Here is a 24,711-nt window from a genome sequence, read left to right on the forward strand (position 1 = left end):
CGGATCTCCCGGTAGCGTCGGCAGCCATGCGGGTGAGCTGGGGGCAATTCGGCCGACTGAGAGTCACCAAGCCTTGGCGCGCCGCGCCACGGACGGCGTTGTCGAGTCCGTTGACGCTCATCGTCGCCGCGGTGACCGCGCTGCTCGCCTGTTTCCTCGGCACCGCGGCCGTGCTGCAGGCGGCGGCCGCGGGCGGCGCCACGGTCGCCTATCAGACCGGCACGGTCTGTCCGGACGAGTACGGCCCGGTGTTCGCCAAGAACGGCGTCCCGGTGAGCGCCGTCCCGGCGGTCCTCGACACGGTCCGCCGCCACGCCGCCGCCCGGGGATTCACCGCACCCGCCACCGGGATGTACACGCCGGTCCTGTTCAACACCGAATTCAACGGCGTTCCCTACTACAAGGTGGTGCTCGGCTACCGCGAGCAGGCCGGTCTGGACCACCTGACGATGCTGCGGGGGTCGCGGACGCCGGGCGTGTGGCTCGGCGAGGTCGTCGCGGGAGCCCAGCACATCGGTGTCGGCACCCGGCCCAGCTTTCACGGAACCGCCCTGCCGCCGGTCACCGGGCTCTACGCGGATCTGCTCGATCCGCCGCCCCGGTGGTGGTGTTCCCAGCAGCGTTCCGCGGTCGTGAACCGGCTGGCGAACGATCCGCTCGACTCGGTCATGTTCGCCACCGACCGGAAGACCTTCGACGACACGGTGCGCGCCGTCGGGCTGCCCGGACTGAGCAATCTCCACATCTCGTTCTACGAGCCGCCTCCCACCACCGTGAGCGCCGCCGACGACCTGCTGGCGCGGTCGAAGGCACTCGTCGAGGACGTCCGCGCCGACCTTGCCACACAAGGTCTTGCCAACGTTGTCATCGGGTCGACGCCGTTCCAGCGTTCCACCGAGATCAGCCACGAAGCCCGCGACAACGTCCTCGTCTCGATTCTGCCGCTGGCCGCGATCAGCGTCCTCGTCGGCTGCGCCGGGATCGGCACGGTGGCCCTGCAGTGGTATCAACGGCGCCAGCCGCAGCTCCGCCTGCTTTCGGCGCGGGGCAGCGGCCCGGCCGCGCTCGGCATGCTCGCGGTCGCCGAACTCGGGCTGCCGATCCTGCTCGGCGGCGCCGCCGGCGCGTTCCTGGCCCGCCTCCTGCTGAGCGTGTACGGACCACCAGGCGAACCCGACAGCGGCTCGGAACTTTCGGCGGGCCTGGTCGCCGGGGGCGTGCTCGGGCTGGCCCTGATCCTGCTCGCCGGCGTGGTCGCGATCCGCGCGCACCGCGAGTTCGAACTCGGCCGGGTCCGGCGTGGCCGCGGCGCCGCACGGCTGCTGATGTTCGTCCCGTGGGAACTGGCGACCGCGGGGCTGGCGGTACTGGGCTGGAACCGGCTCGTCGACTACGGCGACGCGTCCAAGCTGGGCAACCCGCTCCCCCAGGTCGACCCGCTCGCACTGACCTACCCGGTGTTCGTCGTGCTCACCGTCGGCCTGCTCGCCGCGCGCATCGCCTGGCTGGCGCTGCACGCCTCCCACCGGGCGCGGCTGTGGTCACGTCCGGCGCTGCAGCTGGCGATCCGCAGACTCGCCAGCGCGCGGGCCCCGGTCACCGGGGTGCTCGTGATCGGCACACTGGCCATCGGCACCCTCGCCACCGGGACCGGGATCGCCCGCGGTCAGGAGGACGCGCTGCGGACGAAGTCGGCGGTGTTCGTCGGCGCCGAAACCCGCATCGACACCGAAAGCACGCTCGGCATGGGCAGCATCCCGATGCCCGCCGAACTCCGCGGCACCAGCACGATCGTCGGGGAGCTGACCGGCACCGGCAGTGTGGTGCTGGTGGTGGATCCGGCCACCTTCCGCCACGCGGCCGCGGCCGAAGCACTGTCCGCCGACGCCAAGGCCCTGCTGGACAAGCTCGGCCCGGTGGGCGGACAGGGCATCCCCGCGATCCGTGTCGGGCACACCCGCGCCCAGACCGCCGCGCTGCCGTACGGGCTCGCCGACGCGGCCCCGATCGGCGACGTCCCGATGTTCCCGATCATCGGCACCAACCCGGGCTACGTGATTTCCCGGGCGGCGCTCACCGGCTCGCAGCTGTACTCCGTTCCCAAGTGGAGTGTGCTTTCCAGCGCGCCGATGAGCGTGGTTTCCGCCGCACTGACCAAAATCGGGCTCACCCAGCCCAACCGGATCAGCCGCGAAGCCGCGCTCGACGCGCTGCCCTTCTACGTCGTGTCGTGGACGTTCTCCTTCGTCGCACTGCTGGGTACCGTCCTCGGCGTGGTCGCGGTGCTCGCGCTGCTCGTCGCGGTCGAGGTCAGACGGCGGCAGAACGCGCTCGCCGGGGCGCTGGTGCTGCGGATGGGCATGCGGCCGAGGGCACTGCTGGCCAGTCACCTCATGGAACTGGGCGCGCTCAGCGGGCTGGCGGTCGTCGTCGGAGTGGTGTGCGGGGTCTCCGTCGCGGGCCTTTCGGTGTCGCGGTTCGACCCCGCGACGTTCCTCGCGCCCCGTTCGGAACTGCCCGACCTGGCACCGTTCGTGCTGATCGTCTGCGGCGTGGGCGCCCTCGTGGTGGCGCTGGCAGGCTGGCTCGCGGTGCGGTCGGTCCGCACCGCACGGACCGCGGAGCTGATTCGTGCCCAGTAAACCGATTTTCCAGCTGCGCGGCATCGGCGTCGACTACCCGACGCCCGCCGGGGTGGTCACCGGTGTCGACGAGATCGGCATCGACATCCCCGCGCGGGGACTGACCGTGCTCGCCGGGCCGTCCGGTTCCGGGAAGTCGACCCTGCTCCGGGTGCTGGGCCTGCTGGAGCGGCCCGCCCGCGGCACGCTGACGTTCCAGGGCGCCGACACCGGGAAGCTGCGGCATTCCGAACGCCGGGCCCTGCGGCGAGACCACCTCGGGCTGATCTTCCAGAACCCGCCGGACAACCTCTTCTCCTATCTCAACGTCGCCGACAACCTGCGGGCCGCCGCCGAATCCGCCCGCACCGAATGCCGCCCGGACGAGATCCTGCGCCAGCTCGGGCTCGACGGGACCGGGCGCTGGCGGATCTCGGCGCTGTCGGGCGGGCAGCAGCAGCGGCTCGCGTTCGGGTGCGCGCTGGCCCGGCAGTCGTCGGTGATCCTGGCCGACGAACCGACGTCCCAGCTCGACGAGGCCTCCGCCGATCTCGTGCTCGACACGCTGCGGTTCCTCGTCGACCAGGACTTCGCGGTGCTCGTGGCCTCCCACGACGAACGGCTCATCTCCCTCGGCGACCGGATCGCCCGGCTGCACAAGGGAAAACTCGAAGGTGTCGAAACCACCACCGCGGACGGCGGGGAACCCGGAGGGACGCGATGACCGCCGAAGCCGCCGACGACTCGCTGGTGCGCGCGGTCGCACTGCGGCGAAGTTTCGCTCACCCGAGCGGGGACGTCGAGGTGTTGCGCGGGCTCGAACTCCACGTCGACGCGGGTGAGCTGGTCACCGTGTCGGGCCGCTCCGGTTCCGGCAAGAGCGCGCTGCTGGCGTTGCTGTGCGGGTTCGACTCCCCCGACTCGGGCCGCGTCCTGCTCGACGGCGTCCCGATCACCGGCGCGCCACCCTGGCACACCTGCGCGGTGCTGCCGCAGGCGCTCGGGCTGGCGAACGAACTCACCATCGCCGAGAACGTCGCCTTACCCCTGCGGCTGCGTTCCGACGTGCCCCGGCCCGGCGACGGCGCGATCACCGCCAGGGTGGCCGAGCTGCTCGACGAACTCGGCATCGGCGACCTCGGCGACCGCTACCCGCTGGAGGTCTCCTTCGGCCAGCAGCAACGGGTCGCGCTCGCCCGCGCGGTCAGCGGGCGGCCGCGGGTGCTGCTCACCGACGAGCCGACCGCGCACCTCGACGCGGGCAGCACACCGCGTGTCCTGCGGCTGCTGCGCCGGTGCGCCGAGGAGGGCGCGGCGGTCGTCGTCGCGACCCACGACGACGAGGTGCACCGCATCGCCGACCGCCGCGTCCGGCTCCTCGACGGCGTCCTGACCGCATTGCTCGACTGAGCCTTCAGTCCTCCAGCACCGTCAGGTCCAGACCGGCCAGGCGCGCCGGGTCTGCGAGGATGTCGATCTCGACGATCCGGCCGTTCCGGACGGTGACGCCCATGACCCCGACCGGCTCGCCTTCGCGGCTCGTGACGAGCCCGACGGCGCCGTTGACGAGCGCGGGCCGAGCGAGGTGCGAGAACCGTGCGAACATCAGGGCGCGCTTGGCGACGTTCTCCGCGCCCCGCACGACCGCGGACAGGCCTTCGGCGGTGACACCCATGTCGGCGCGGAGCACCACATCCGGATCGAGAACCGCCACGAGCGCGTCGAAGTCGCCTCCGCGCGAAGCGGCGAGAAATGCGTCGAGTACCTCTCGCTGCCGATCCAGATCGGCGTCGGGCATCGGCGCGGTGGACTGGACGCGACGGCGAGCGCGGCTGGCGAGCTGACGCGTCGCCGCCGGCGACCGGCCCACGATGCCCGCCACCTCGTCGAAGGGCACGCCGAACATGTCGTGCAGGACGAACGCGAGCCGTTCGGCCGGGGCCAGCATCTCCAGCACCACCAGCAGCGCCAGGCCCACCGAGTCGGCGAGCAGGACCTCCTGCTCCGGGTCGAGGCCGTCGGCGCGGCTCACCAGCGGCTCCGGAACGTGGACGCCGAGCGGTTCCTCCCGCCTCGACTTGCGCGAGCGCAGCATGTCCAGGCACACCCGGCCGACCACGGTGGTCAGCCAGCCCCCGAAGTTCTCGACCTCGGCGGTGTCCGCGCGGCTCAGCCGGAACCACGCCTCCTGCACCGCGTCGTCGGCCTCGCTCAGCGAGCCCAGCATGCGGTAGGCGACCGCGCGCAGGTGTGAGTGGTGTGCCTCGAACCGCTCGGCAAGGAACTCGTTCTCGTCCATCGGTCGCTTTCCTCCATCGACATCCGTCAGTGCTCTGACGAACCGAACCCGCCCACTGTGACCGCCGCGGTCCGTGGGGGCCTCCCCGAGAGACCCGGAGTCCCCTGGGGAGGCCCCCACGGACAGTCAGAGCGCGGTCGAGCGGCTGACGTCCTCCCACGCGGTCAGGTCGTCGGCCAGTGACTGGTGCTGGGCACGGATCCCGTCCACCGCGTCCGCACCCAGTGCCAGCCGCAGCGGCGGGTTCTCGCTGTCCACCGCGCGCACGATCGCGGCGGCCGCCTTGGCCGGGTCGCCCGGCTGTGCACCGTCCATTGTGTCCACTGCCGCCCGCGTCGGCCCCGCGGACAGGTGATAGGCGTCGATCTCCCGGGACCGCTGCATCCGGCCACCGCCGAACTCGGTCCGGAACGCGCCCGGTTCGACGATCAGCACCCGCACCCCGAACGGCGCGACCTCGGCGGCGAGCGCGTCGGAAAGCCCCTCCAGCGCGAACTTCGCCGCGCAGTACGCGCCGAACCCCGGCATGGTGACCTGGCCGCCCATCGAGCTGATCTGCACGATCGTGCCGCTGCCCTGCTCCCGCAGCCGCGGCAGCACCGCCTTGGTGACCTCGACCGCGCCGAAGAACATCACCTCCATGACCGAGCGCAGCTCGTCCATGGTCAGTTCCTCGACCGCGCCGACCGCACCGTGCCCGGCGTTGTTGACCACGACGTCGATGCGGCCGAACGCCTCGTACGCGGTTTCGACCGCGGCCGAAACCTGCGCGGGATCGGTGACGTCGAGCGCCACGGCGCGGACCCGGCCCTGTCCGCGTTCCTCCAGATCCGCCAGCGTCTCCGGGCGCCGCGCGGTCGCCACCACCCGGTCGCCCGCCGCCAGCGCGGCGAGGACGAGTTCCCTGCCGAAACCGGCCGAGCAGCCGGTGATCAGCCAGACGCGGCCGGCCGTTCCGTTCGTCATAAACGTTTCCCTCCAGTACGTCCGATCCCCCATGCTGGAGAACGATCACTCACCTCGTTCTCAAGGAGCATCATGCCCGCGGTCACCCTCGACGACGTCCGCGATGCGGCCACCCGCCTGTCCGGTGTGGCGCACCACACGCCGGTGCTGCGCTCGCGCACGCTGGACGAACGCGTCGGGGCCGAGGTGTTCCTCAAGTGCGAGAACCTCCAGCGGATCGGTGCCTTCAAGTTCCGCGGCGCCTACAACGCTGTTTCCCGGCTCGCGCCCGAGCAGCTGAACAAGGGTGTCGTGGCGTACTCGTCGGGCAACCACGCCCAGGCCGTCGCTCTCGCGGCCGCGGAACTGGGCAGCAGTGCGGTGGTCCTGATGCCCGAGGACACGCCCCAGTCCAAAGTGGACGCCACGGCCGGGTACGGCGCGGAGATCGTCACCTACGACCGCTATACCGGCGACCGGGTCGCGCTGGGTGCCGCGCTCGCGGCCGAACGCGGCCTCACGCTCATCCCGCCCTACGAGCACCCGCACGTGATCGCCGGGCAGGGCACCTCGGCACTGGAACTGCTCGAAGAGGCCGGCGCGCTGGACACGCTCGTGGTCCCGGTGGGCGGCGGTGGCCTCATCGCGGGCAGTGGCACCGCCGCGAAGGCGCTGCGTCCCGGGATCCGGGTGGTGGGTGTCGAACCCGCCGCCGGCGACGACACGAAGCGGTCCCTGGAGGCGGGCGAGCGGGTCAAGATCGACGTCCCCCGCACCATCGCCGACGGCCAGGCCGCGGAGACCCCGGGCGAGCTGACGTTCTCGATCAACCGGGAGGTCGTCGACGACGTCGCGCTGGTGACCGACGACGAGGTCCGCGAGGCGATGCGCTTCGCGTTCGAACGGCTGAAGATCGTCCTCGAACCCAGCGGCGCCACCGGCATCGCGGCCCTGCTCAGCGGCCGCGTCCCGGCACCGGGGCAGGTCGGGGTGATCCTCTCCGGCGGCAACGTCAGCCCGGAGCGGTTCGCCGAGCTGATCGCGCGGGACTGAGACCACCGAGACACTGGCACGAGCACCGGGCCGGGCCCGGGAATCCGTAGACTGGCGGCGATGCGACGTTTTCGGTGGTGGTGGGGAGCCCTCGTGCTCGCCGCCGTGGCGGTGCTGGCGGGGTTGTTCGTCTTCTTCGGCGCGGAAAGCCGCAACGGGCAGCCGTTCCCGCGGCCCAGCCCGCCCGGAAACGGCCCGCTGACCGCCGTCGCGCTCGGCGACAGCACCGTGTCCGGCGAGGGCGCCGGGATGTACACGGCGGAGACGAACGGCCCGAACGGCAACTGGTGCCATCGCTCGCCGAACGCGTTCATCCAGAAGGTCAAGTTCCCCGGGCTTCTGGAGCGCGTCAATCTCGCGTGTTCCGGTGCGCCCGCCGAGCAGGTCGCGCTCGGCGACGTCAAGCAGTGGACGGAGGGCTCGCAGGCGCAGCAGCTCGCGACGCTGGTCAAGGACCACCGGGTGCCGGTCGTGGTGATCGCCGTCGGCGCCAACGACGACCCGAAGTTCTCCGCGCAGGTCACCGAATGCTTCAAGGCCTGGTTCTCCCCCGACCTGCCCTCGTGCAGCGTCGCGATGCAACAGGGCTGGCAGTCCAAAGTGGACGCGATGGTGCCGAAGGTGGTCAAGGCCGTCGACGATGTCAAGGCGGTGCTGGCGAGGGCGGGGTATGTCCCGGCGGACTACCAGCTGGTGTTGCAGTCCTACGCCACCCCGGTGGGTCCCGGTATCCCGGAGGAACTGCGCAACCTCAACGGCTGCCCGTTCCGTCCCGACGATCTGCAGTGGATCGCGCGGGACGGGGTCACGATGCTCTCGCGCGGGCTGAAACAGGCGGCGCAGCAGACCGGTGCGCGGTTCCTCGACCTCGCGAAGGCGGGCGCCGGGCACGAGGCGTGCAGCGGCGGCGCGGATCAGAGCCGCGAGTGGTTCACGCGGCTGACCTTGAAGCTGAGCGATCTCGGGCAGGCCGACCGAGCCCAGCACGCGCTCCAGGAATCCTTCCACCCCAACGCGAACGGGCACGCCGAGGTCGCGAACTGCCTCAACGAGTTCCTCGCACTGCGGGACGGCAACGCGACCTGCCTGGCCGGGCCGGACGGCCATCTGCATCCCGCGCCGGAGGTCGTCGCCCGCTAAGCCCGGCGTTCAGAGATCGAGCGCGGCACGCAGCGCGATGTCGATGCGCTCCTGCACTTCCAGGTCGATCTCGGCGATGCGCTCGTCGAACCACGGGCGGTAGAGCCGGGTCAGGTTGAGCGTGGACACCCAGTAACGCGCGTCGATCGCGACGCCGAGGATGTCCTGCGGATCGTGGTCGAGCAGTTCGGTGCCGAGCAGCCACGGCCGCTCGGACTCGTTCACCCCGTCCGAGGACAGCAGCACCACCGTGCGCTGCCGGGAAGGATCGGTCGGAGGGTGGTACGTCCAGACTTCACCCCTGCGCACGCAGATCCTTTTCCGCCGCGCTGCGCTCGGCCTCGTCCAGCTCCGCGGCGGGCTGCGCCGGGGCCTTCTGCGGGGTGTACCCGGTACGGACCGCCTCGCGCCTGGCCGCCTTCGACAACCAGGACGAGACCGAGATCCCGTGTGCCTTCGCGGCGCGCTCGGCGAATTCGAGGGCGCCGCTGTCCAGTGAGAGAGTCACCTTACGTGTTGCCATACCTTTTATCGTACCAGCGTTCTTCCGGTCCAGCGGATTTCTGGTTCACGCAGGTCAGAGCGTCGGAGACCGGCCCTCGAACGGCGTGGACAGCACCACCGTGGTCCGGGTCGACACCTTCGCGGCCTCCCGGATCCGGCGGAGCAGATCCTCCAGGCCCAGCGGCGAGGCGACCCGCACCAGCAGGATGTAGGACTCGTCGCCCGCCACCGAGTAGCACGACTCGATCTCGGTGATGTGCTGGATCCGCTGCGGGTAGTCGTCCGGCGCGGCCGGATCGTTCGGCGTCAGCGAGATCAGCGCGGTCAGCGGAAGGCCGATCTGCTCGCCGTCCAGGCGCGCGGTGTAGCCGAGGATGACGCCCCGCTGTTCGAGGCGCCGCACCCGCTGGTGCACCGCCGAGACCGACAACCCGACCCGCTCGGCCAGATCCGTGAAGCTGCGCCTCCCGTCGGCGGCCAGCTCCTGCACGATCGCCTGGTCGAGCGGCTCCAAAGGGCCCGATCCACTCATGCGATCGCCTCGCTCCGCGAGATCGTTCGCTCGCGAACGACGCTCATGCGTCGAGCACGAGCAGCTCGTGCGGCCGGGTGTTGAGCGCCTCGACGCCGTCGTCGGTGACCACGACGATGTCCTCGATCCGCGCGCCCCATCGGCCCGCCTGGTAGATGCCCGGCTCGACGCTGAAGGCCATGCCCGGTTCCAGCGGGAGCGCGTTGCCCTCGATGATGTAGGGCTCCTCGTGCACGTCCAGCCCGATGCCGTGGCCGGTGCGGTGGATGAAGTACTCGCCGAATCCGGCGGCGGCGATGATGTCGCGGGCGGCGGCGTCGACCTGCTCGGCGGTGACACCGGGCCGGACCGCCTCGACCGCGGCCCGCTGGGCGCGCTCCAGCACGGCGTAGGTCTCGGCGACGTCGGCGTCACGCGGGGTGCCGACCGCGTAGGTGCGAGTCGAGTCGGAGTTGTAGCCCTCGGCGATCGGCCCGCCGATGTCGACCACCACGACGTCCCCGCGCTCGATGACGCGGCCGGAGACGTCGTGGTGCGGGCTGGCGCCGTTGGGCCCGGAGCCGACGATCACGAAGTCGGCGTGTGTGTGGCCCTCCTCCACGATCGCGGCGTTGATGTCGGCACCGACCTCGGCCTCGGTCCGGCCGGGGCGCAGCCATTCGTGGACCCTGGCGTGCACGCGGTCGATGGCCGCGCCCGCGGCGCGCAGGGCCGCGACCTCGGCGGCGTCCTTGCGCATCCGCAGTTCCCGCACGACCGGCCCGGCGAGCGTCTGCTCGGCGTCGCCGAGCGCGGCACGCAGCCCGAGCACGTGCAGGGCCGGGGTGAAGTCGCTGACCGCGACGCGGCCGGGCTTGCCGAGCCGGTCGGCGACGAGCTTGTACGCGTCGTCGCCGTCCACCCAGGTCAGCACCTCGACACCGAGGTCATCGGTCGGGACGTCGGCGTAGCCGGGGGCCTCCAGCTTCGGCACGACCAGCGCCGGGGTGCCCTCGGCGGGCACCACGAGCGTGGTGAGCCGCTCGAACGAGCCGCCGGCCTGCCCGATCAGGTACCGCAGGTCGGAGCCGGGCGCGATCAGCAGCGCGTCGGTGTCGGCGGCCGCCGCGGCGGCACGGGCGCGGTCGAGACGGGCACGCAGGCTGGCGGCATCGGGGGCTGGAGTGTGGAGGGAACGGCGCGACATGGGACCGAGCCTAGTCCTTGCGGACCCCGTCCCCGCTCACCCGGGCCGTGTCGGGACACCGAACCGGTGAACGCTCAGCGGTGGGTCGCGATGAGGCGTCGCAGCGCGGCGTGGGCGGGCGGGCCCCAGGTGGGTTTGCCGCCCGGGCGGCCGTGGTCACCGGCGTCGCCGATGAGGATGCCGCCGAGGGCGCGGGCCATCGCCCAGCCGCGGGCGCGGCGCAGGGTCGCGGCGTCCGGTGACGGTCGATAGGCGGCGTGGAAGCGTTCGGCGGCTTCGTCCGGCAGCAGGAGCCAGGCGGCCGAGAGGTCGTAGGCGGGATCCCCCGCGAACAGGTCGCCGAAGTCGATCACGCCGCAGATGGTGCCGTCCGCGGTGAGGATGTTGGCCGGATGCAGGTCGCCGTGGAGCCAGACTGCCGGGCCGGACCAGCCGGGCGCGGCGACGGCGTCTTCCCACACCGCGCGAACGGCGTCCGGATCACGGATGAGTCCCAGCTCGGTGGCTGCGGCGAGTTGCTCGGCGAAACCCGCGTCGTGGTCGGCCAGCGGACCGCCCCGGCCCCGGCCCACTGGCGCCTCTTCCGGGGCGGGCTGGTGAAGCGCCGTCAGGAAGGCGGCCAGTGCGGTGGCCGCCTTCGCGGCGCGCGTCACGGGAGCGCGGTCGGCGGGCTCGCCCGGCACCCAGGTGGTGACGATCCAGGAACGCGGAAACCGCGCGGACGGCTCGCCGAGGCGCTGCGGAACGGGAACCGGAAGCGGAAGACGCGGGGCGAGGACGGGCAGCCAGGTGTGTTCCTTGCGCAGCAACACGTCCGCGGAGGACGTCGCCCAGGGCAACCGGACGGCGAGGTCGGCACCGAGCCGCCACAGCTGGTTGTCCCAGCCGCGCGCGCCGAGCCGCACCGGGCGATCGGCCAGATCGGGGTGCTGGTCGTGCAGCAGATCCCGCACCAGCTCGGCGGTGATCTCGGTCCCGGTGTGCGTCATGCGGAGCAAGATAGCCCGGAGAGCCGACGTGCCCGGTGCGCCGTACCCCGCTCGGAGCCGGCGGACGTGGCAGGCTGTGCGGGTGACCGGACCACTCGCCCTCCTCGATTCCGCGAGCCTCTACTTCCGCTCGTACTTCGCGCTGCCCGATTCGATGACCGCCCCCGACGGGACACCGGTCAACGCGGTGCGCGGTTTCACCGACACGCTGGCCAGGATCCTCACCGACCGCCGCCCGTCACGGCTGGTCGCCTGCCTGGACGCCGACTGGCGGCCGAAGTTCCGCACCGATCTGCTGCCGAGCTACAAGGCGCACCGGGTGGCGGTGCCCGGGCACGGCGGGCCCGACACCGAGGAGGTGCCGGACACCCTCACCCCGCAGGTGCCGATCATCCTCGACGTACTGGAGGCGTTCGGCTTCGCCACCGCCGAGGCTGCGGGTTACGAGGCCGACGACGTCATCGGTGCCCTCGCGACGCGGGAGAAGGAGTCGGCGGTCGAGGTCATCACCGGCGACCGGGACCTGTTCCAGCTGGTCCGCACCGAGCCGACGCCGACGGCCGTGGTCTACGTCGGCAAGGGCTGGGCGAAGGCGGAGGTGCTCGGCCCTGCCGAGATCGCCGAGAAGTACGGCGTGCCCTCCGCGCAGGCGGGGCCGGCGTATGCGGACATGGCGGCGTTGCGGGGCGACCCGTCCGACGGGCTGCCCGGAGTCGCCGGGATCGGGGAGAAGACCGCGGCGAAGCTCATCACGCAGTTCGGGTCGCTGGAGGAACTCGTCGAGGCCGCCGGATCGGGCGACGCGCGGCTGCCGCTGAAGATGCGGCTCAAGCTCACCGACGCGGGCGAGTACCTCGCGGTCGCCCCGACCGTCGTGCGGGTCGCGGTCGACGCGCCGGTCGAGCAGTCCCGGCCGGATGTGGTGCCGAACGCGCCCGCCGATCCGGACCGGGTGCTCGAACTGGCCGAGCGGTGGAATCTCGGCCGTTCGGTGGAACGTCTGCTCGCGGCGCTGCCCCGGCCCTGAGCACCCGGCCCTGCTCAGAAGTGCGTGCCGCACCACGGATGCACCGCGGTGGGGAACAGCGCGTCCGCGCGGGTGAGCGCTTTCCCGTCGAGCACCTCGATCCGCCCCGCCCTGGCGAGATCGGTCGGCCGCCACTCCCCCAGGTACAGCATGCCGAGCACGTCGACGCCGAGCCGGAGCCCGGCGGCCTTGTCGGTGCGCCGGACATCGCCGGGCCCGACCTCGTACCGGCCGTTGTTGTCCGCCAGCTGGTTGTCGGTCACCTCGACGACCACCGGCTCGGCGTCGCCGTACGCGCGCGCCGCGAGCGCGGCCTCGACGTCGACCACGCGCACCCACAGGTCGTCCTCGATGGCGAGCGTCCTGGCGTGCCGCGGATCGGTCAGCAGCAACGGAATCGGGTCGTCGACCGGCCGGTCCCGGACGTGGATGGCGGAGACGAGATCGACCGACAGCAGGAATCCCCACAACGCGGTTTCGGCCTCGGGGGTGGCGGCGTGCAGATCCGTGACCCGCAGCAGCGCGCCCTTCTCCGGATCTTCGAGCGTTCCCTGATCGATCGTCTCGTACACGACGAAACCGTCCGCACCGTCGGGTCCATTGTGGACGGCGGTACGCCGCTTGCCCTTCGGACCGGCGTCCTCGTTGAACATCAGCGGCCACCAGCTGTCCGGCCGCGCGACCATGCCCGGCCGGGTCAGACCGCTCCTGCGATACAGCTCCGGCCCCTGCTTCACCGCCTCCTCCGGGCTGATGAAGCGGACGTGGCCACCCGCAGACACGCCGTCGCGCAGGCGCGCGGCCGGATGCTCGATCCGGAACGTGCGGTTGAGAGTCGCGACGCCGTAGCCGAACCGGCCGTAGATCGTGGTCTCGCTCGCGTGCAGGCAGGCGATGGCCTTGCCCTGCTCGGCGAAGTAACGGAGCTGGGCCTGCTGCAAGGCGGTGTGCACGCCGCGGCGGGTCCAGTCCGCGCGGACACCGATGCCGTCGACCGCGCCGACCTCGATCGTGCGGCCGCCGGGAATGGCGAGGACGTTCTCGAACGAGTGGGCGAGTCCGATCGGGGCGTCCCCGTCGAAGGCTGCGAACGATCCTTCGGCCCGCCAAGCCGAGTCGATCTCCGCCCAGCCCTCGTCGGTCAGCGGCTTGTCGTGCAGCGACTGCATGAGCACGGCCAGGCTGTCCCGGCGTTCGTCCTCGGCGACGGGGCGTACCTCGAAATCGGTCATGGAACCGATAATGCCAATCCGGTCCGCACCCGGCATCCGGTTTATTCCGGGGCGTCCACCCGGTACTGGCCGTCGCCGCCGGTCACCGTGATCGGGACCTTCTTCACCGTGCCGCCGAGCTGGACCGCGCAGGTGAACCGGTCGCCGTCGGTCACCGGCCGCCCCGGCGGGCAGCTGACCTCGCCGACGTTCTTGATCTTGTAGTTCTCGGTGAGGATCTTCCGCACGGCCGAGTCCATCGCCGCGGCGTCGAACACCCGGCCTGGTGGGGACGGCGTAGGCGTGCCGGAGTCGGTGTCCGATGAGCTCGGCGGTGTGGTGGGGGCGCTGGCCGACGACGGCGGGGGCGCGGCCGGTCTCTGCTCACCGGTGCACCCGGCGAGCGCGAGCGCGCCCGCGCAGCACAACCCGACCACGAGCCTCGCGCGCATGCCTGGATTCCCCACCTCTGAGGCGTTCTTCCACTGTCAGAAAAACGTACCGCACCAGGCAGTGGCCCGCGTGCTGAACAGCGCGTCCGCCGCCTCGAGCGCGGCCGGATCGCGGGCCTCGATCCGGCCCGCGGAAGCCAAAGTGGACGGACGCCAGGTCCCGAGGTAGGCCATCGCGAGCGTGCCGACGTCGAGCCGCAGCGCCGCCGGGTCCGCGGTGCGCGCGGCCCCGTCCGCGGAGATCCGATAGCGCCCGGAATTGGTGGGCAGCAACGGATCCGTCACCTCCAGCACGACCGGGTCGTCGCCGCGGTACTCGCGCGCGGCGAGCGCGGCCGGGACGTCGACGAGCCGCAGCCAGCTCTCGTCCGCGAGGCAGGTGGTGGTGACCTGTCGTGGATCGGTGAGCAGAAGGTCGATCGGCTCGTCGAGCGGGCGCGCCTCCGTCCGGATCCGGTCGACCAGGTCCACGGAGAGCAGATACCGCCACAGTCCCGCGAACGCCTGCGGGGTCGCGGAGTACAGCATGGTCAGGTCCATGGTGGCGGCCTCGTCCCGCCCGGTCCGGCTGACCGTGTAGACAGCGAACCCATCGACGCCGTCGGGACCGTGGTGCACGGCGGTGGTCACCGGTGCGGTGAACTTCCGGTGGAAATTCCCGGAGATCGCCCAGGACGTGGCCGAACGGGCCAGCATGCCGGGCCTGGGGTGGTCCAGACCTCGGTAGAGCCGTTCCCAGCTCGTCAGCGACGTCTCCAGATCGAGCAGCGATATCTCGCCGCTCACCGGGATATCCGATCGCAGCCGGGCCCGGTGCCGATCGATCACGTAGTCCCGGCCTCGCGTCGAGACGCCGTAACCGAACCGGCCGTAGATGGTGGCTTCCGACGCGTGCAGCATCGCCACCGGGACATCTCGCCGCGCGAAGTCGCCGAGCTGCTCGGCCATCATCGCGCTCAGCACGCCCCGACGGGTCCGGTCCGCGCGCACCCCCACCGTGGCGACCGCCGCCATCGGCACCCACGCGCCACCGGGCACCGTCGCTTCGTCGTCGAAGGACCGGCACATGCCGATGAGCGCGGGATCGAAGGCACCCAGACCGTGCGTGGACACCAGCGCCTCGCCCATCGCCGCCCATTCGGCGTCGGTCGCCGGCGGCCGGTGCAGCGTCGCGCGGAAGAGATCCGACGCGGCGCGGTGTTCCTCGGGCCGGAGCGGGCGGACGTCGAAGTCGCTCATGCCGTGATCATGGCCGAGAGCACGCCCGTATGGCTCACTGTCCGCCGGTGGGCGGGGCGACCTCGTAGTTGCCGCCGGTGCCCTTCACCGTGATCGGCACCTGCTGCTGCTTGCCCGCGATCGTGGCGGTGCAGGTGAATTTCGCGCCGTCCTTTACCTCCTGCTCCGCAGGGCAGGAGACCGCGGTGACGCCGTCGATCTTGTAGGTGGTGGTGAGCAGGCTCTGCACGTCGGTCTGCATCTTGGTGTTGTCGAACACCTTGGTCTTGAAGAAACCGGGCGCCACGAACCCGAGGACGGCCACGACGGCGACCACCACGACGAGCGCGCCCGCGCCGATCAGCAGGCCCTTCTTCGACCCGGGCTGCTTGTCCCCCTCGGCGGCCGTGGCCCCGGCGGGCGCGAACTGGCCGTAGTCGAACTGGCCCGGCTGACCGGGTTGCGCCGGTTGGCCGTACTGCGGCTGCGCCTGCGGTCCGCTCGGCGGGTACGCGCCGCCCGGTTGCTGGCCGTACTGCTGCGGCTGCCCGTACTGCGGGGGCTGCTGGCCGTACTGGGGTTGCTGGGGCTGGGCGTAGCCGGGCTGTTGCCCGTACTGCTGCGCCTGTCCCGGCTGCTGCTGGGCCCACTGCTGCTGCGAGGGGTCGTAGGGCTGCTGCTGGGCGGGCTGGCCCCACTGCGGTTGCTGCTGGCCCTGCCCCGGTTGCTCCTGCGGCCCGCTCGGCGGATAAGCGCCCCCCGGCTGTTGCCCGTACTGCGGCTGCTGACCCCATGGGGGTTGCTGCTGCGGGTCGTTGCCGCCATACGGCGTGCTCATCGTTCGCCTCCGCCAGTTCGCCTGCGTCCATCTGCTGCCCGACACGGTCCGCTGAGCCGTACGCACACAGTGTCGTGCGCGATCCAACCACAGGACGGGGCCCAGCACACGTGTCGCCCCTTACGGTGTCGTACCGGGCGGGCCCGCACAACGGCCGTCTTCACGCCGCGCCCGCCGCCACCACGCCGCGGCGCAGTGCGCGGACCGCCTCCGCGGCCGCGGCGCCGACCGGATCCGCCTTGCCGAGTACGTCCCTGATCTGGTCGAGCAGGTCGATGACCTGCCGGGACCAGCGCACGAAATCGCCCGCGGACAGTTCCTGCCCGTTCGCCTCGGCGGCGGTCAGGACCTTTTCCAGCGACTCCCCGCGAGCCCACCGGTACACCGGCCAGGCGAAGCCCGCGTCGGGCTCGCGTGTGCGGTCCAGCCGGTGGCGCCGTTCGTCCTCGGTGAGGTCCACCCAGATCTTGGTGGTCTCCTGCCAGGCCTGCGGAACCGCGCCGCCGGGCAGCCGCGGCTCGCCCGCGGTGTCACGCCGTGCCTCGAACACCAGGGTGGAGACCACAGCGGCGAGTTCGGCGGGCCCGAGGTTTTTCCAGACGCCGTGCCGGATGCATTCGGCGGCCAGCAGATCCGACTCGCTGTAGAGCCGGGCGAGCCGCCTGCCGTGTTCGGTCACGCGGTCCTCGCCCCTGCCCTTCTCGGCGAGGTAGCCGCGTTCGCCGAGCAGCGCGAGGATCCGGTCGAACGCGCGGGCCAGGGAGTGCGTCGTCGCGGCGACTTTGCGTTCCAGTTGCTGGGTTTCCGCCGCCAGCCGCTGGTGGCGTTCCACCCAGCGCAGGTTCGCCTCGCGTTCGGCCAGTCCGTGGCACGGATGGGCGCGCAGCGCGCGGCGCAGGGCAGCGAGTTCACCGTCCTCATGGGACCCGGAGCGCCGTTTCTGCCTGCCGGGCAAGGAGATTCCGGCGTTGCGCAGGCTCGCGGCGATGTCCCGGCGGGTCTTGGGCGAGCGCAGCTCGATGTGCTTGGGCAGCCGGATCCGGCCGAGTGGTTCGACCGGGCCGGAGAAGTCGGCCACCGACAGTGGTCCGGACCAGCGGTCCTCGGTCACCACGACCGGCCGCGGTTCGCGGATCGGGTCGAGGCCGGGGTCGACGACCACGGCGAGCCCGGCGCGGCGTCCGGCAGGGACGGCGATCACGTCGCCCTTGCGCAGTTTTTCCAGTGACTCCAGGGTTCCCGCGCGCCTGCTCGCGGTGTTCTGGCGGGACAACGCCTTCTCCCGCGCGGAGATCTTCGCCCGCAGGTCGACGTACTCGAGCATCTGGTCGAAGTCACCGGTGACGGCGTCGGTGTAGCCCTGGAGCGCTTCCTTGTTGCGCTCGATCCGCCGCGCCGTGCCGACCACCGACCGGTCGGCCTGGAACTGCGCGAACGACTGCTCGAGCAGCTCGCGGGCCTGTTCGGCGCCGACCTGCGCGACCAGGTTGACCGCCATGTTGTAGCCGGGGCGGAAGGACGAGCGCAGCGGGTACGTCCGGGTGGAGGCGAGCCCGGCGACCTGCTTCGGGTCGACGCCGGGCTGCCACAGCACGACCGCGTGGCCCTCGATGTCGATCCCCCGGCGGCCCGCCCGTCCGGTCAGCTGCGTGTACTCGCCGGGGGTGAGGTCGACGTGGGCCTCGCCGTTGTACTTGACGAGCCGTTCCAGCACGACGGTGCGAGCGGGCATGTTGATGCCGAGCGCGAGGGTTTCGGTGGCGAACACGACCTTCACCAGGCCGCGGACGAACAGCTCCTCCACGGTCTCCTTGAAGGCCGGGAGCAGGCCCGCGTGGTGGCCCGCGATGCCGCGTTCCAGCGCCTCGCGCCACTCCCAGTAGCCGAGTACGCCGAGGTCGCCCTCGGGCAGGTCGGCGGTGCGCTCGGCGACGATCCGGCGGACCTCTTCGACCTCGTCCGGCCCGTTGAGCCGCAGGCCGGAACGGACGCACTGGCCCACGGCGGCGTCACAGCCGGCGCGGGAGAAGATGAAGTCGATCGCGGGCAGCAGCCCGGCCGCGTCGAGCCGCTCGACGATGTCGACCCGCGACGGCGGCCGGTAGCGGCTCACCCGGGGTGGCTGGCCGCGGCGGCGGCCGCGGAACCCGGCGGGCACGTGCAGGCGCCCGACCTCCTCGGTGCGGCGCAGCAGGGTCGGGTTGATGCGCAGTTCGCCGCCCGGTTTGTGTTCCTCCTCGCCGGCGAACAGGTCCATCATCCGGTTGCCGACCAGCATGTGCTGCCAGAGCGGGACGGGCCGGTGCTCGTCGACCACGACGGTGGTGTCACCGCGGACCTCGACCAGCCACTCGCCGAACTCCTCGGCGTTGCTGACGGTGGCCGACAGGCCGACGACGCGGACGTACTCGGGCAGGTGGAGGATGACCTCCTCCCAGACCGCGCCGCGGAACCGGTCGGCGAGATAGTGCACCTCGTCCATCACGACGTACCCGAGGTCGGTGATCGTGGACGACCCGGCGTAGAGCATGTTCCGCAGAACCTCGGTGGTCATGACGACCACCTGGGCGTTGCCGTTGATCGAGGTGTCGCCGGTGAGCAGGCCGACGGCGTCGGAACCATAGCGGTCGACCAGGTCGCCGAACTTCTGGTTCGACAGCGCCTTGATGGGCGTGGTGTAGAAGCACTTCCGGCCCTCGGCGAGCGCCAGGTGCACGGCGAACTCGCCGACCACGGTCTTCCCCGCGCCGGTGGGCGCGCACACGAGCACCCCGTGCCCGTCCTCCAGCGCCTCGCACCCGCGGATCTGGAAATCGTCGAACTCGAAGGACACTTCGCCCGCGAAGCGGGTCAGCTGCGGGTACTTGCCGCGGCGCCGGGAGACCGCGAAGGCCTCGGCCGGGGAGTGTGAAGGGCTACTGGCCACCCCGTCAGGGTTCCACACGCCACCGACAACCCGCACGCGGTGTGACCATCCGCGCCCGCGGCGGAACCCGCGGGCCGGTGCGGCCGTCCCATCGCGGTCATGGGTGGCGAGGAGGGACGGCATGACGGTCACGTGTCCGGGGTGTACGCAGGTGGACCAGGTGCAGCACGTGCCGGCGGTCTACGAGGCAGGGCACTCCACCTACCAGGGCACCGGCCCGCTGATCGGGATGCCTGCCGGGGACGGGCAGGTGATCTACTCCCGTTCCGTGCACCGGGGCGTCGCCGTGACCGCCACCGCCCGTGCGCTGGACCCGTTCCCGGTGACGCGCGGTGGTGGCTGTTTCCTGTCGGTCGCGCTGGTGCTGCTGCTCCCGTCGATCGGGCTGGTGTTCGCGGTGCGGAGCCTGTTCACCGGGCCCGCCGCGTCCACCGCCGACCGGGTCGGCCAGTGGTTCGTCGCGATCATGTTCCCGGCGGGTGCCTTCGCGCTCGTGGCACTGTTCGTCTGGTTGTTCGTCCGCCGGGTACGGCACAACGCCCGGGTGCGGCGCGGCATCCCCGCCGCCCGTGCGGTCTGGCGGACCGCGTGGTTCTGCCATCGCTGCGGCGGGGTGTTCTTCCCGCACGGGACGCCGTCCGACGTCCCGGCGGGGCAACTACTGTCCACCGCGGCGTTCCGCGGGATCATCGCGCGTTCCGGGCGGTACTACGGCTGAGTCGCCGGATCAGGTGACGTCGTCGGTGTTGGGACGGCCGCCAGGGGACGATGCGCTCGGCGGGGTGGCCGGTGCGTCGTCGATGGTGCTCGGCGTGTAGTCGAAGGGCGCGGCCTCGTCGTCGGCGAGCTTGTCCCAGCCCTCGTCCTCGCGGACCTTGTCCAGCTTGCGGTCGTGGACGCGGGCGATCTGGATGGAGATCTCGAACAGGATCGTCAGCGCGCCGGCGAGGCCGATCATCGAGAACGGGTCCGAGCCAGGGGTGGCGAAGGCGGCGAACACGAACAGGATGAAGATGATCCCGCGGCGCCACTTCCTGAGCTGCTGATACTTGACGACGCCGACGCGGTTGAGCATCACCACGAGCAGCGGGAGCTCGAAGCTGACCCCGAAGATCACCAGCAGGGACAGCATGAACGAGATGTACTTGTCACCGGTGAGGGCGGTGATGAACTGGTCGCCACCGAAGTTCATCAGCAGTTCGAGCGCGTGCGGGATGAGCAGATAGGCCAGGACCGCACCGGCGACGAACAGCGCCGAGGCGAACGCGACGAAGGTGAGCGCGTACTTGCGCTCCTTCGAGTAGAGGCCCGGCGCGATGAACGCCCAGATCTGGTAGAGCCACGCCGGGGACGTCAGCACGGCACCGGCGGCGAGCCCGACCTTCAGCTGGATCATGAAGGCTTCGAACGGCACCGTCTGCAGCAGCTTGCAGCCGCCGTGGTCGCCGCCGAAGCGCCGGTCCGCCGGGATCGCGCAGTACGGCGCGTTCATGATCTCGCCGAGCGACGGGATCGGCCCGACCTTGGTCTGGAACCAGAAGAAGCCGAGGAGGCCACCGGCCACGAGCGCGAGCAGGGCGAAGCCGAGACGACGCCGGAACTCGTAGATGTGCTCGATGAGCGTCATCGTCCCGTCGGGGTTGGCCCGCCGGGACCGCTTGCGCCGTTTGGCGCTCCGGCTGTCGCCGTTACCGGACGCGGGATCCGCCACTGGACGTTCCGTTCTCGTCGGAGTCCACGCCGAGCGCGCTGCTGCTCAGCGCGCTCCGTGAACCGGGGACCAGGTGTTGCCGACCGCTCAGCTGGCGTTCTTCTGCGCCTGCTCGGCGGGCTTGGCCGCCTGCTGCTTCTTCAGCTCGTCGAGCTGGCGCTGCAGATCGGCGACCTGCTGGTCCTGGGCCGACGAGGCCGTCGTCGTCGCGGTGGTGGCAGGCGGGATCTGCTTGGTCTCGACGTCCTCGGCCTCGGCAGCCTTGTCGCCGCCCGACATGTCCTTCGTCTCGGCCTTGAAGATCTTCATGGACTTGCCGATGGAGCGAGCCGCGTCGGGAAGCCGCTTGGCCCCGAACAGGATCACGACGATCAGCACCAGAATGAGCAAATGCCAGCCTTGAAAACCGTTGGCGAACAAGATGGCCTCCTATCTGCGTCTGGGTCGAATGTTACTGCGTTTTCGGCGCGGGGCGGCGCTGGTTGATCGCCACCCGCACGGCCGCGGTCCTGGCCCGGAGCAGACCGGCCCGGTCCTGCGTGTTCGTACTCACCATGCTCACCGTCCGCCGGTAGGTGCGCAAGGCTCGCCTGACCCGGACGAGCACCAGCGCGAGCAGCAGAAAACCGGCCACGACGAGCACGGCGATGAGGACGAAGGCCACGTGGATCAGCTTAGTGGGCGTAGGTTGACGGAAGGTGACGGGTGCGCGCTACCGCGTCGGCGGCTCGCTGTCGAACCGCCTCCGCGAGTGCGCGCGGGCTCTCCACCTGGGCGTCTCCGCCGAGTCCCAGGACGAGACGCACCATCCACGACTCGTCGGCGTAACGCATCCGGACCCGCAACCGGCCGCCGTCGAGCTCGTCCAGTTCCTCGCACGGGTAGTACTCGGCTACCCAGCGTGCATCCGGAGCGAGCACCAGCTCCGCCTCCCGCTGATCGGGACGTGGCGTGAACACGCCGTCGGAAAGATCCGTCGGCCGGGCGTGCGCGGGCGGGGTGGCGGGCTCGTCGAGCACGGTCAGCTCGTCGATCCGGTCGAGCCGGAACAGCCGGACGTCCTCGGCGCGGCGGCACCACGCCTCGAGGTAGCCGACGGCCTGCACGATGAGCAGCCGCATCGGGTCGACCGTGCGCTCGGTGATCTGGTCCTTCGACGCGGTGTAGTAGCGGATCCGCAGCGCCCGCCCGTCCCGCAGCGCGCCGGCGACCTGCTCGCGGGTGCGGGCGGTCTTCCTGCCCTCGCGTACGCCACCGCCGACCACGACGCCCGCGGGCTGGGCCTGTCCGGCGGCCGCCTCGATCTTCGCGATGGCCCGGCGGACCGCGTCCGCGTCGACCACCCCGGGCGTGTCGGCCAGCGCTCGCAACGCGACGAGCATCGCGGTCGCCTCGCCGCCGGTCAGCCGCAGCGGACGGTTCATCCCGGCGTCGTGGGTCACGACGATCGTGTCACCCTCGAAGGACAGGTCGATCAGATCGCCGGGACCGTAGCCGGGCAGCCCGCACATCCAGAGCAGCTCGAGATCCTTCCGCAGCTGCCTCGGCGAGACGTCGAAGTCCTGCGCCGCCTCGTCGATCCGGATCCCCGGCCTGGCCAGCAGGTACGGGACCAGTGCCAGCAACCGCGGCATCCGCTCGGTGGACCCGCTCATCGAACAATCTCCTGCTCCGCGCGGTGCACGACGGCCTCGAGCCGGTCCTGGACGGTCTTGGCGAGCACGTCCGGTTCGAGCACGAGCACGTCGGGCCCGTGCGCGGTGAGCCACTCCGCGGCCGATTCGGGGAAGTACAGGCCGATCTCGACCACGTCCCCTTCCTCGCCCGCGACCACCTCACGGCCGACGACGCGGCCGCGCCTGCGCACCCCGGCCGCCCGTCCGTCCGCGACCCACACGCGGGCGTTCGTCACCGGCGACGGTTCGGAGTCCCCGGTCACCGACACCAGCTTCAGCAGGTTGACGCCCTCCGGCCGCTGCACGACCCCGGGCGCGCCGACGGGCTTCACCTGCCCGGTGACCCGCGAAAGCCGGAAGCAGCGGGTGGCAGCGCGGTCGCGGTCGTACCCGACGACGTACCAGCGGGCCCGCCAGGACACCACGCCCCACGGCTCCAGCGTGCGCATCATGCGGTCGGCCGAACCCGAACGGCGGTACTCGAACCGGACCACCTGCCCGTTCTGCACCGCCGCGAGCAACGGCCCGAACGCCGCCTCGGCACGCACCCTCGGCTCGACGACCGTCGGCGCGGAGTCGTCGACCTCGACACCGGCCGCGCGCAGCTTGACCAGCGCGCCCTGTGCCTGCCCGGTCAGTTCCGGCGAATCCCACAGCCGCACCGCGAGGCCGACCGCCGCCGCCTCGTCCGGGGCGAGGTCGATCTCGCCGAGTTCGTAGTCGCGGCGCGCGATCCGGTAGCCCTCGATCGCGTCGAACGCCGAGTTCCGCCCGGTCTCCAGCGGGATGCCGAGCTCGCGCAGCTCGGTCTTGTCCCGCTCGAACATCCGGAAGAACGCCTCGTCGCTGGACGCGTCGGCGTATCCGGGCACGATCCCGCGAATCCGCTCGGCAGTGAGGTACTGCCGGGTGGACAGGAGGGCCAGTACCAGGTTGACCAGCCGTTCGGCGCGTGCGGTGGACACCCGACAGACTCTAGCTCGCGCCGTTCGCCCCGATCGGGAGGTCCGGCAAACGCGCGTCGTGACGGCCGCGTGCTGCCTTTCCCCAGGTCGCACCGCGCCCCCTCGCCGGTGCTCGCTCCGGCTACTCGCCGCGAACGGTCGCTGCGACGCAGTGGTCCGTCACCGAGCGCGACGAACATCCGGCGGAACATTCGCCCACGCCCGATGATTCCGCCCCGAACCTGGAGTGCGCAGAGTCCTCTGTGGACACAAGCCCCGACCCTGCGGCCACTCGCCTCAATTCCTGGCAGTGGTATCGGCACGCGACGCGCCGGCACGCACTAGCGGGTCAGCCGGGCCACGCGGCCGTTCACCCCGCTGGCCCAGCAGTCCCCGCGGGGTGTGCAGCCGACCGAGTCGAAACTGCCGGTGTCGAACGACCGCCAATGCCGCCCGCCGTCGACGCTGAGGTCACTCCCGCCGGGGCCCACCGCGAGCACCGCACCGCCGCGCCAGGCCAGCCCCGAGCGGTAGCCCTTCGGTGCCTCCGGCGGTGTCCGCCAGCCACGTCCGCCGTCCCGGCTCAGCGCCACAGCGGGTCCAGGGGCGTCCGGCTGCGCGTAGTCACCACCGATCGCGACGCCGTGACGCCGATCCCGGAAGGCCACCGCGAACACACCCGCGGACCGGCTGCTCGGCAACGGCGTCTCCGCGGCCTGCCAATGGAGACCGCCGTCCCGGGAGTGCAGGACCCTGGCCCGCGCTCCCCCGCCGGTCGCGAGCCACGCGTCCCGCGGGCCTGCGGTGCTGACGCACTGCCCACTCGCGGCGAAACCCGCTTCTCCGGGCAACGCGGGCGGCAGGCCTTCGGCGGGCACCTGGTGCCAGCTGCGGCCGCCGTCGTCGGTGGCCTGCAGCCGGAAGGCACCGTCGACCGGATCGCTCATCGCCAGGCCACGCCGATGGTCGAAGAACGCCAGACAGTCGTAGAACGCCTTCGGATCGGGATTGCGGAACGTGAGGCGCCAGTGCGCACCGCCGTCTTCGGTGCGGTAGATCCTCGACGACTCACCGGGACCGATCGACAACGTCACCGCGTGGCCGGCGTCGAACGCCTCGATGTCGCGGAAGTCCAGCGCCGCGGTATCCGGCGGCGCGACCTGCTGCCAGGTCCGGCCCGCGTCGGTCGTCCGCAGGACCGTGCCCTTGCTGCCGCTCGCCCAGGCCACCTCGCCGCTCACCGCGGCCAGCCCGCGCAGCTGGGCCGTCACGCCCGTCGGCGTCACCGTCCAGGACGGCAGCGACGGCGCCGCCTCAGCCGCCGCTGGAGCCACCAACGGCAGCACCGCGCCCAGCAAGACCGCCCACGCCCGAACGACCCGCATACGCCCTCCAGAAAGCCGTTAAGGCCACCTTACGGGCACGAGACGCCCGTAAGG

At 71.6% G+C, this 24,711-nt stretch carries 25 protein-coding genes; 7 read left to right on the forward strand and 18 right to left on the reverse strand.

What is annotated here, in order from left to right; genetic code table 11:
• Positions 1 to 26: 26 nt before the first annotated feature.
• From ACFWY9_RS14490 to ACFWY9_RS14500, 3 genes are read left to right on the forward strand one after another with little or no spacing between them, the layout of a single operon-like run.
• Positions 27 to 2,642 carry an ABC transporter permease gene (locus ACFWY9_RS14490; protein ID WP_378323212.1) on the forward strand — a complete coding sequence of 872 codons (2,616 nt, stop codon included), beginning with the start codon at positions 27 to 29 and terminating at the stop codon, positions 2,640 to 2,642.
• Positions 2,632 to 3,345 (forward strand): ABC transporter ATP-binding protein, encoded by a 714-nt coding sequence (locus ACFWY9_RS14495; protein WP_378323211.1) that lies wholly within the window; start codon positions 2,632 to 2,634, stop codon positions 3,343 to 3,345. Before ACFWY9_RS14490 ends, ACFWY9_RS14495 begins: the two co-directional genes overlap by 11 nt.
• On the forward strand, positions 3,342 to 4,031 hold the full coding sequence (locus ACFWY9_RS14500) for an ABC transporter ATP-binding protein (RefSeq protein WP_378323210.1): 690 nt from the start codon (positions 3,342 to 3,344) through the stop codon (positions 4,029 to 4,031). The genes ACFWY9_RS14495 and ACFWY9_RS14500 overlap by 4 nt, the downstream gene beginning before the upstream one ends.
• 4 nt (positions 4,032 to 4,035) lie before the next feature.
• Here ACFWY9_RS14500 and sigJ read toward each other — a convergent pair whose 3' ends face one another.
• On the reverse strand, positions 4,036 to 4,920 hold the full coding sequence (sigJ, locus tag ACFWY9_RS14505; protein ID WP_378323209.1) for an RNA polymerase sigma factor SigJ: 885 nt from the start codon (positions 4,918 to 4,920) through the stop codon (positions 4,036 to 4,038).
• A gap of 126 nt (positions 4,921 to 5,046) precedes the next feature.
• Entirely contained in the window at positions 5,047 to 5,886 is an 840-nt protein-coding gene (locus tag ACFWY9_RS14510; RefSeq protein WP_378323207.1) for an oxidoreductase, read from the reverse strand.
• 72 nt (positions 5,887 to 5,958) lie between these two features.
• Between ACFWY9_RS14510 and ACFWY9_RS14515 the strand changes: the two genes are divergently transcribed.
• Positions 5,959 to 6,918, forward strand: coding sequence for a pyridoxal-phosphate dependent enzyme (locus ACFWY9_RS14515; protein ID WP_378323206.1), 960 nt, complete (start codon positions 5,959 to 5,961; stop codon positions 6,916 to 6,918).
• A gap of 60 nt (positions 6,919 to 6,978) precedes the next feature.
• A complete protein-coding gene (locus tag ACFWY9_RS14520) occupies positions 6,979 to 8,058 on the forward strand; it encodes a GDSL-type esterase/lipase family protein (RefSeq protein WP_378323205.1) in 1,080 nt (359 codons plus the stop codon).
• 9 nt (positions 8,059 to 8,067) lie between these two features.
• Here ACFWY9_RS14520 and ACFWY9_RS14525 read toward each other — a convergent pair whose 3' ends face one another.
• From ACFWY9_RS14525 to ACFWY9_RS14545, 5 genes are all read right to left on the reverse strand, one after another.
• Positions 8,068 to 8,367 carry a hypothetical protein gene (locus ACFWY9_RS14525; protein ID WP_378323204.1) on the reverse strand — a complete coding sequence of 100 codons (300 nt, stop codon included), beginning with the start codon at positions 8,365 to 8,367 and terminating at the stop codon, positions 8,068 to 8,070.
• Positions 8,354 to 8,581 carry a hypothetical protein gene (locus tag ACFWY9_RS14530; protein ID WP_378323203.1) on the reverse strand — a complete coding sequence of 76 codons (228 nt, stop codon included), beginning with the start codon at positions 8,579 to 8,581 and terminating at the stop codon, positions 8,354 to 8,356. The genes ACFWY9_RS14525 and ACFWY9_RS14530 overlap by 14 nt, the downstream gene beginning before the upstream one ends.
• 54 nt (positions 8,582 to 8,635) lie before the next feature.
• Positions 8,636 to 9,094 carry an Lrp/AsnC family transcriptional regulator gene (locus tag ACFWY9_RS14535; RefSeq protein WP_345392447.1) on the reverse strand — a complete coding sequence of 153 codons (459 nt, stop codon included), beginning with the start codon at positions 9,092 to 9,094 and terminating at the stop codon, positions 8,636 to 8,638.
• A 43-nt stretch (positions 9,095 to 9,137) separates the two neighbouring features.
• The gene (locus ACFWY9_RS14540; RefSeq protein ID WP_378323202.1) at positions 9,138 to 10,280 is read right to left on the reverse strand and encodes a M24 family metallopeptidase; all 1,143 of its coding nucleotides are present in this window, start codon (positions 10,278 to 10,280) and stop codon (positions 9,138 to 9,140) included.
• 74 nt (positions 10,281 to 10,354) lie between these two features.
• Positions 10,355 to 11,269, reverse strand: coding sequence for an aminoglycoside phosphotransferase family protein (locus ACFWY9_RS14545; RefSeq protein ID WP_378323201.1), 915 nt, complete (start codon positions 11,267 to 11,269; stop codon positions 10,355 to 10,357).
• Positions 11,270 to 11,351: 82 nt separating this feature from the next.
• Between ACFWY9_RS14545 and ACFWY9_RS14550 the strand changes: the two genes are divergently transcribed.
• The gene (locus tag ACFWY9_RS14550) at positions 11,352 to 12,296 is read left to right on the forward strand and encodes a 5'-3' exonuclease H3TH domain-containing protein (protein ID WP_378323200.1); all 945 of its coding nucleotides are present in this window, start codon (positions 11,352 to 11,354) and stop codon (positions 12,294 to 12,296) included.
• Between the two features lie 14 nt (positions 12,297 to 12,310).
• On the opposite strand, the gene ACFWY9_RS14555 is transcribed toward ACFWY9_RS14550, so the two are convergent.
• From ACFWY9_RS14555 to ACFWY9_RS14575, 5 genes are all read right to left on the reverse strand, one after another.
• Entirely contained in the window at positions 12,311 to 13,528 is a 1,218-nt protein-coding gene (locus ACFWY9_RS14555; RefSeq protein WP_378323199.1) for a GNAT family N-acetyltransferase, read from the reverse strand.
• 41 nt (positions 13,529 to 13,569) lie between these two features.
• Positions 13,570 to 13,959, reverse strand: coding sequence for a DUF4333 domain-containing protein (locus tag ACFWY9_RS14560; protein WP_378323198.1), 390 nt, complete (start codon positions 13,957 to 13,959; stop codon positions 13,570 to 13,572).
• A 36-nt stretch (positions 13,960 to 13,995) separates the two neighbouring features.
• Positions 13,996 to 15,198 carry a GNAT family N-acetyltransferase gene (locus tag ACFWY9_RS14565; RefSeq protein WP_378339051.1) on the reverse strand — a complete coding sequence of 401 codons (1,203 nt, stop codon included), beginning with the start codon at positions 15,196 to 15,198 and terminating at the stop codon, positions 13,996 to 13,998.
• A gap of 34 nt (positions 15,199 to 15,232) precedes the next feature.
• Positions 15,233 to 16,015 (reverse strand): DUF4333 domain-containing protein, encoded by a 783-nt coding sequence (locus ACFWY9_RS14570; protein ID WP_378339052.1) that lies wholly within the window; start codon positions 16,013 to 16,015, stop codon positions 15,233 to 15,235.
• A gap of 160 nt (positions 16,016 to 16,175) precedes the next feature.
• A complete protein-coding gene (locus tag ACFWY9_RS14575; protein ID WP_378323195.1) occupies positions 16,176 to 18,941 on the reverse strand; it encodes a DEAD/DEAH box helicase in 2,766 nt (921 codons plus the stop codon).
• A gap of 121 nt (positions 18,942 to 19,062) precedes the next feature.
• Here ACFWY9_RS14575 and ACFWY9_RS14580 point away from each other — a divergent pair, with 121 nt between their 5' ends.
• Complete coding sequence (locus ACFWY9_RS14580; protein ID WP_378323194.1) at positions 19,063 to 19,659, forward strand: hypothetical protein; 597 nt, start codon at positions 19,063 to 19,065, stop codon at positions 19,657 to 19,659.
• Positions 19,660 to 19,668: 9 nt separating this feature from the next.
• Here the strand turns inward: ACFWY9_RS14580 and tatC are convergent, their stop codons facing one another.
• The 6 genes from tatC to ACFWY9_RS14610 form a co-directional block, all read right to left on the reverse strand.
• Complete coding sequence (gene tatC / locus ACFWY9_RS14585) at positions 19,669 to 20,652, reverse strand: twin-arginine translocase subunit TatC (protein ID WP_378323192.1); 984 nt, start codon at positions 20,650 to 20,652, stop codon at positions 19,669 to 19,671.
• A gap of 87 nt (positions 20,653 to 20,739) precedes the next feature.
• Positions 20,740 to 21,072, reverse strand: coding sequence for a Sec-independent protein translocase subunit TatA (gene tatA / locus ACFWY9_RS14590; RefSeq protein ID WP_378323191.1), 333 nt, complete (start codon positions 21,070 to 21,072; stop codon positions 20,740 to 20,742).
• A gap of 31 nt (positions 21,073 to 21,103) precedes the next feature.
• Positions 21,104 to 21,316: a bacteriophage holin gene (locus ACFWY9_RS14595; RefSeq protein ID WP_378323189.1), complete on the reverse strand. Its 213-nt coding sequence runs from the start codon at positions 21,314 to 21,316 to the stop codon at positions 21,104 to 21,106.
• A 10-nt stretch (positions 21,317 to 21,326) separates the two neighbouring features.
• Positions 21,327 to 22,307, reverse strand: coding sequence for a helix-turn-helix transcriptional regulator (locus ACFWY9_RS14600; protein WP_378323188.1), 981 nt, complete (start codon positions 22,305 to 22,307; stop codon positions 21,327 to 21,329).
• Entirely contained in the window at positions 22,304 to 23,293 is a 990-nt protein-coding gene (locus tag ACFWY9_RS14605; RefSeq protein ID WP_378323187.1) for a helix-turn-helix transcriptional regulator, read from the reverse strand. The genes ACFWY9_RS14600 and ACFWY9_RS14605 overlap by 4 nt, the downstream gene beginning before the upstream one ends.
• A 320-nt stretch (positions 23,294 to 23,613) precedes the next feature.
• A complete protein-coding gene (locus tag ACFWY9_RS14610; RefSeq protein WP_378323186.1) occupies positions 23,614 to 24,657 on the reverse strand; it encodes a WD40/YVTN/BNR-like repeat-containing protein in 1,044 nt (347 codons plus the stop codon).
• Between the last annotated feature and the right edge of the window lie 54 nt (positions 24,658 to 24,711).

Origin of the sequence: Amycolatopsis sp. NPDC059027 (assembly GCF_042739735.1) — a bacterium.
GTDB lineage: Bacteria > Actinomycetota > Actinomycetes > Mycobacteriales > Pseudonocardiaceae > Amycolatopsis.

What these genes read in the sequence shown, in the direction of transcription:
- ACFWY9_RS14610 (WP_378323186.1), bottom strand. Translation starts at nt 24,657, where the DNA reads ATGCGGGTCGTTCGGGCGTGGGCGGTCTTGCTGGGCGCGGTGCTGCCG.
- ACFWY9_RS14580 (WP_378323194.1), top strand. Translation starts at nt 19,063, where the DNA reads ATGACGGTCACGTGTCCGGGGTGTACGCAGGTGGACCAGGTGCAGCAC.
- ACFWY9_RS14600 (WP_378323188.1), bottom strand. Translation starts at nt 22,307, where the DNA reads ATGAGCGGGTCCACCGAGCGGATGCCGCGGTTGCTGGCACTGGTCCCG.
- sigJ (WP_378323209.1), bottom strand. Translation starts at nt 4,920, where the DNA reads ATGGACGAGAACGAGTTCCTTGCCGAGCGGTTCGAGGCACACCACTCA.
- ACFWY9_RS14520 (WP_378323205.1), top strand. Translation starts at nt 6,979, where the DNA reads ATGCGACGTTTTCGGTGGTGGTGGGGAGCCCTCGTGCTCGCCGCCGTG.
- ACFWY9_RS14515 (WP_378323206.1), top strand. Translation starts at nt 5,959, where the DNA reads ATGCCCGCGGTCACCCTCGACGACGTCCGCGATGCGGCCACCCGCCTG.
- ACFWY9_RS14530 (WP_378323203.1), bottom strand. Translation starts at nt 8,581, where the DNA reads ATGGCAACACGTAAGGTGACTCTCTCACTGGACAGCGGCGCCCTCGAA.
- ACFWY9_RS14570 (WP_378339052.1), bottom strand. Translation starts at nt 16,015, where the DNA reads ATGAGCACGCCGTATGGCGGCAACGACCCGCAGCAGCAACCCCCATGG.
- ACFWY9_RS14555 (WP_378323199.1), bottom strand. Translation starts at nt 13,528, where the DNA reads ATGACCGATTTCGAGGTACGCCCCGTCGCCGAGGACGAACGCCGGGAC.
- ACFWY9_RS14510 (WP_378323207.1), bottom strand. Translation starts at nt 5,886, where the DNA reads ATGACGAACGGAACGGCCGGCCGCGTCTGGCTGATCACCGGCTGCTCG.
- ACFWY9_RS14565 (WP_378339051.1), bottom strand. Translation starts at nt 15,198, where the DNA reads ATGAGCGACTTCGACGTCCGCCCGCTCCGGCCCGAGGAACACCGCGCC.
- ACFWY9_RS14540 (WP_378323202.1), bottom strand. Translation starts at nt 10,280, where the DNA reads ATGTCGCGCCGTTCCCTCCACACTCCAGCCCCCGATGCCGCCAGCCTG.
- ACFWY9_RS14500 (WP_378323210.1), top strand. Translation starts at nt 3,342, where the DNA reads ATGACCGCCGAAGCCGCCGACGACTCGCTGGTGCGCGCGGTCGCACTG.
- ACFWY9_RS14490 (WP_378323212.1), top strand. Translation starts at nt 27, where the DNA reads ATGCGGGTGAGCTGGGGGCAATTCGGCCGACTGAGAGTCACCAAGCCT.
- ACFWY9_RS14560 (WP_378323198.1), bottom strand. Translation starts at nt 13,959, where the DNA reads ATGCGCGCGAGGCTCGTGGTCGGGTTGTGCTGCGCGGGCGCGCTCGCG.
- ACFWY9_RS14535 (WP_345392447.1), bottom strand. Translation starts at nt 9,094, where the DNA reads ATGAGTGGATCGGGCCCTTTGGAGCCGCTCGACCAGGCGATCGTGCAG.
- ACFWY9_RS14545 (WP_378323201.1), bottom strand. Translation starts at nt 11,269, where the DNA reads ATGACGCACACCGGGACCGAGATCACCGCCGAGCTGGTGCGGGATCTG.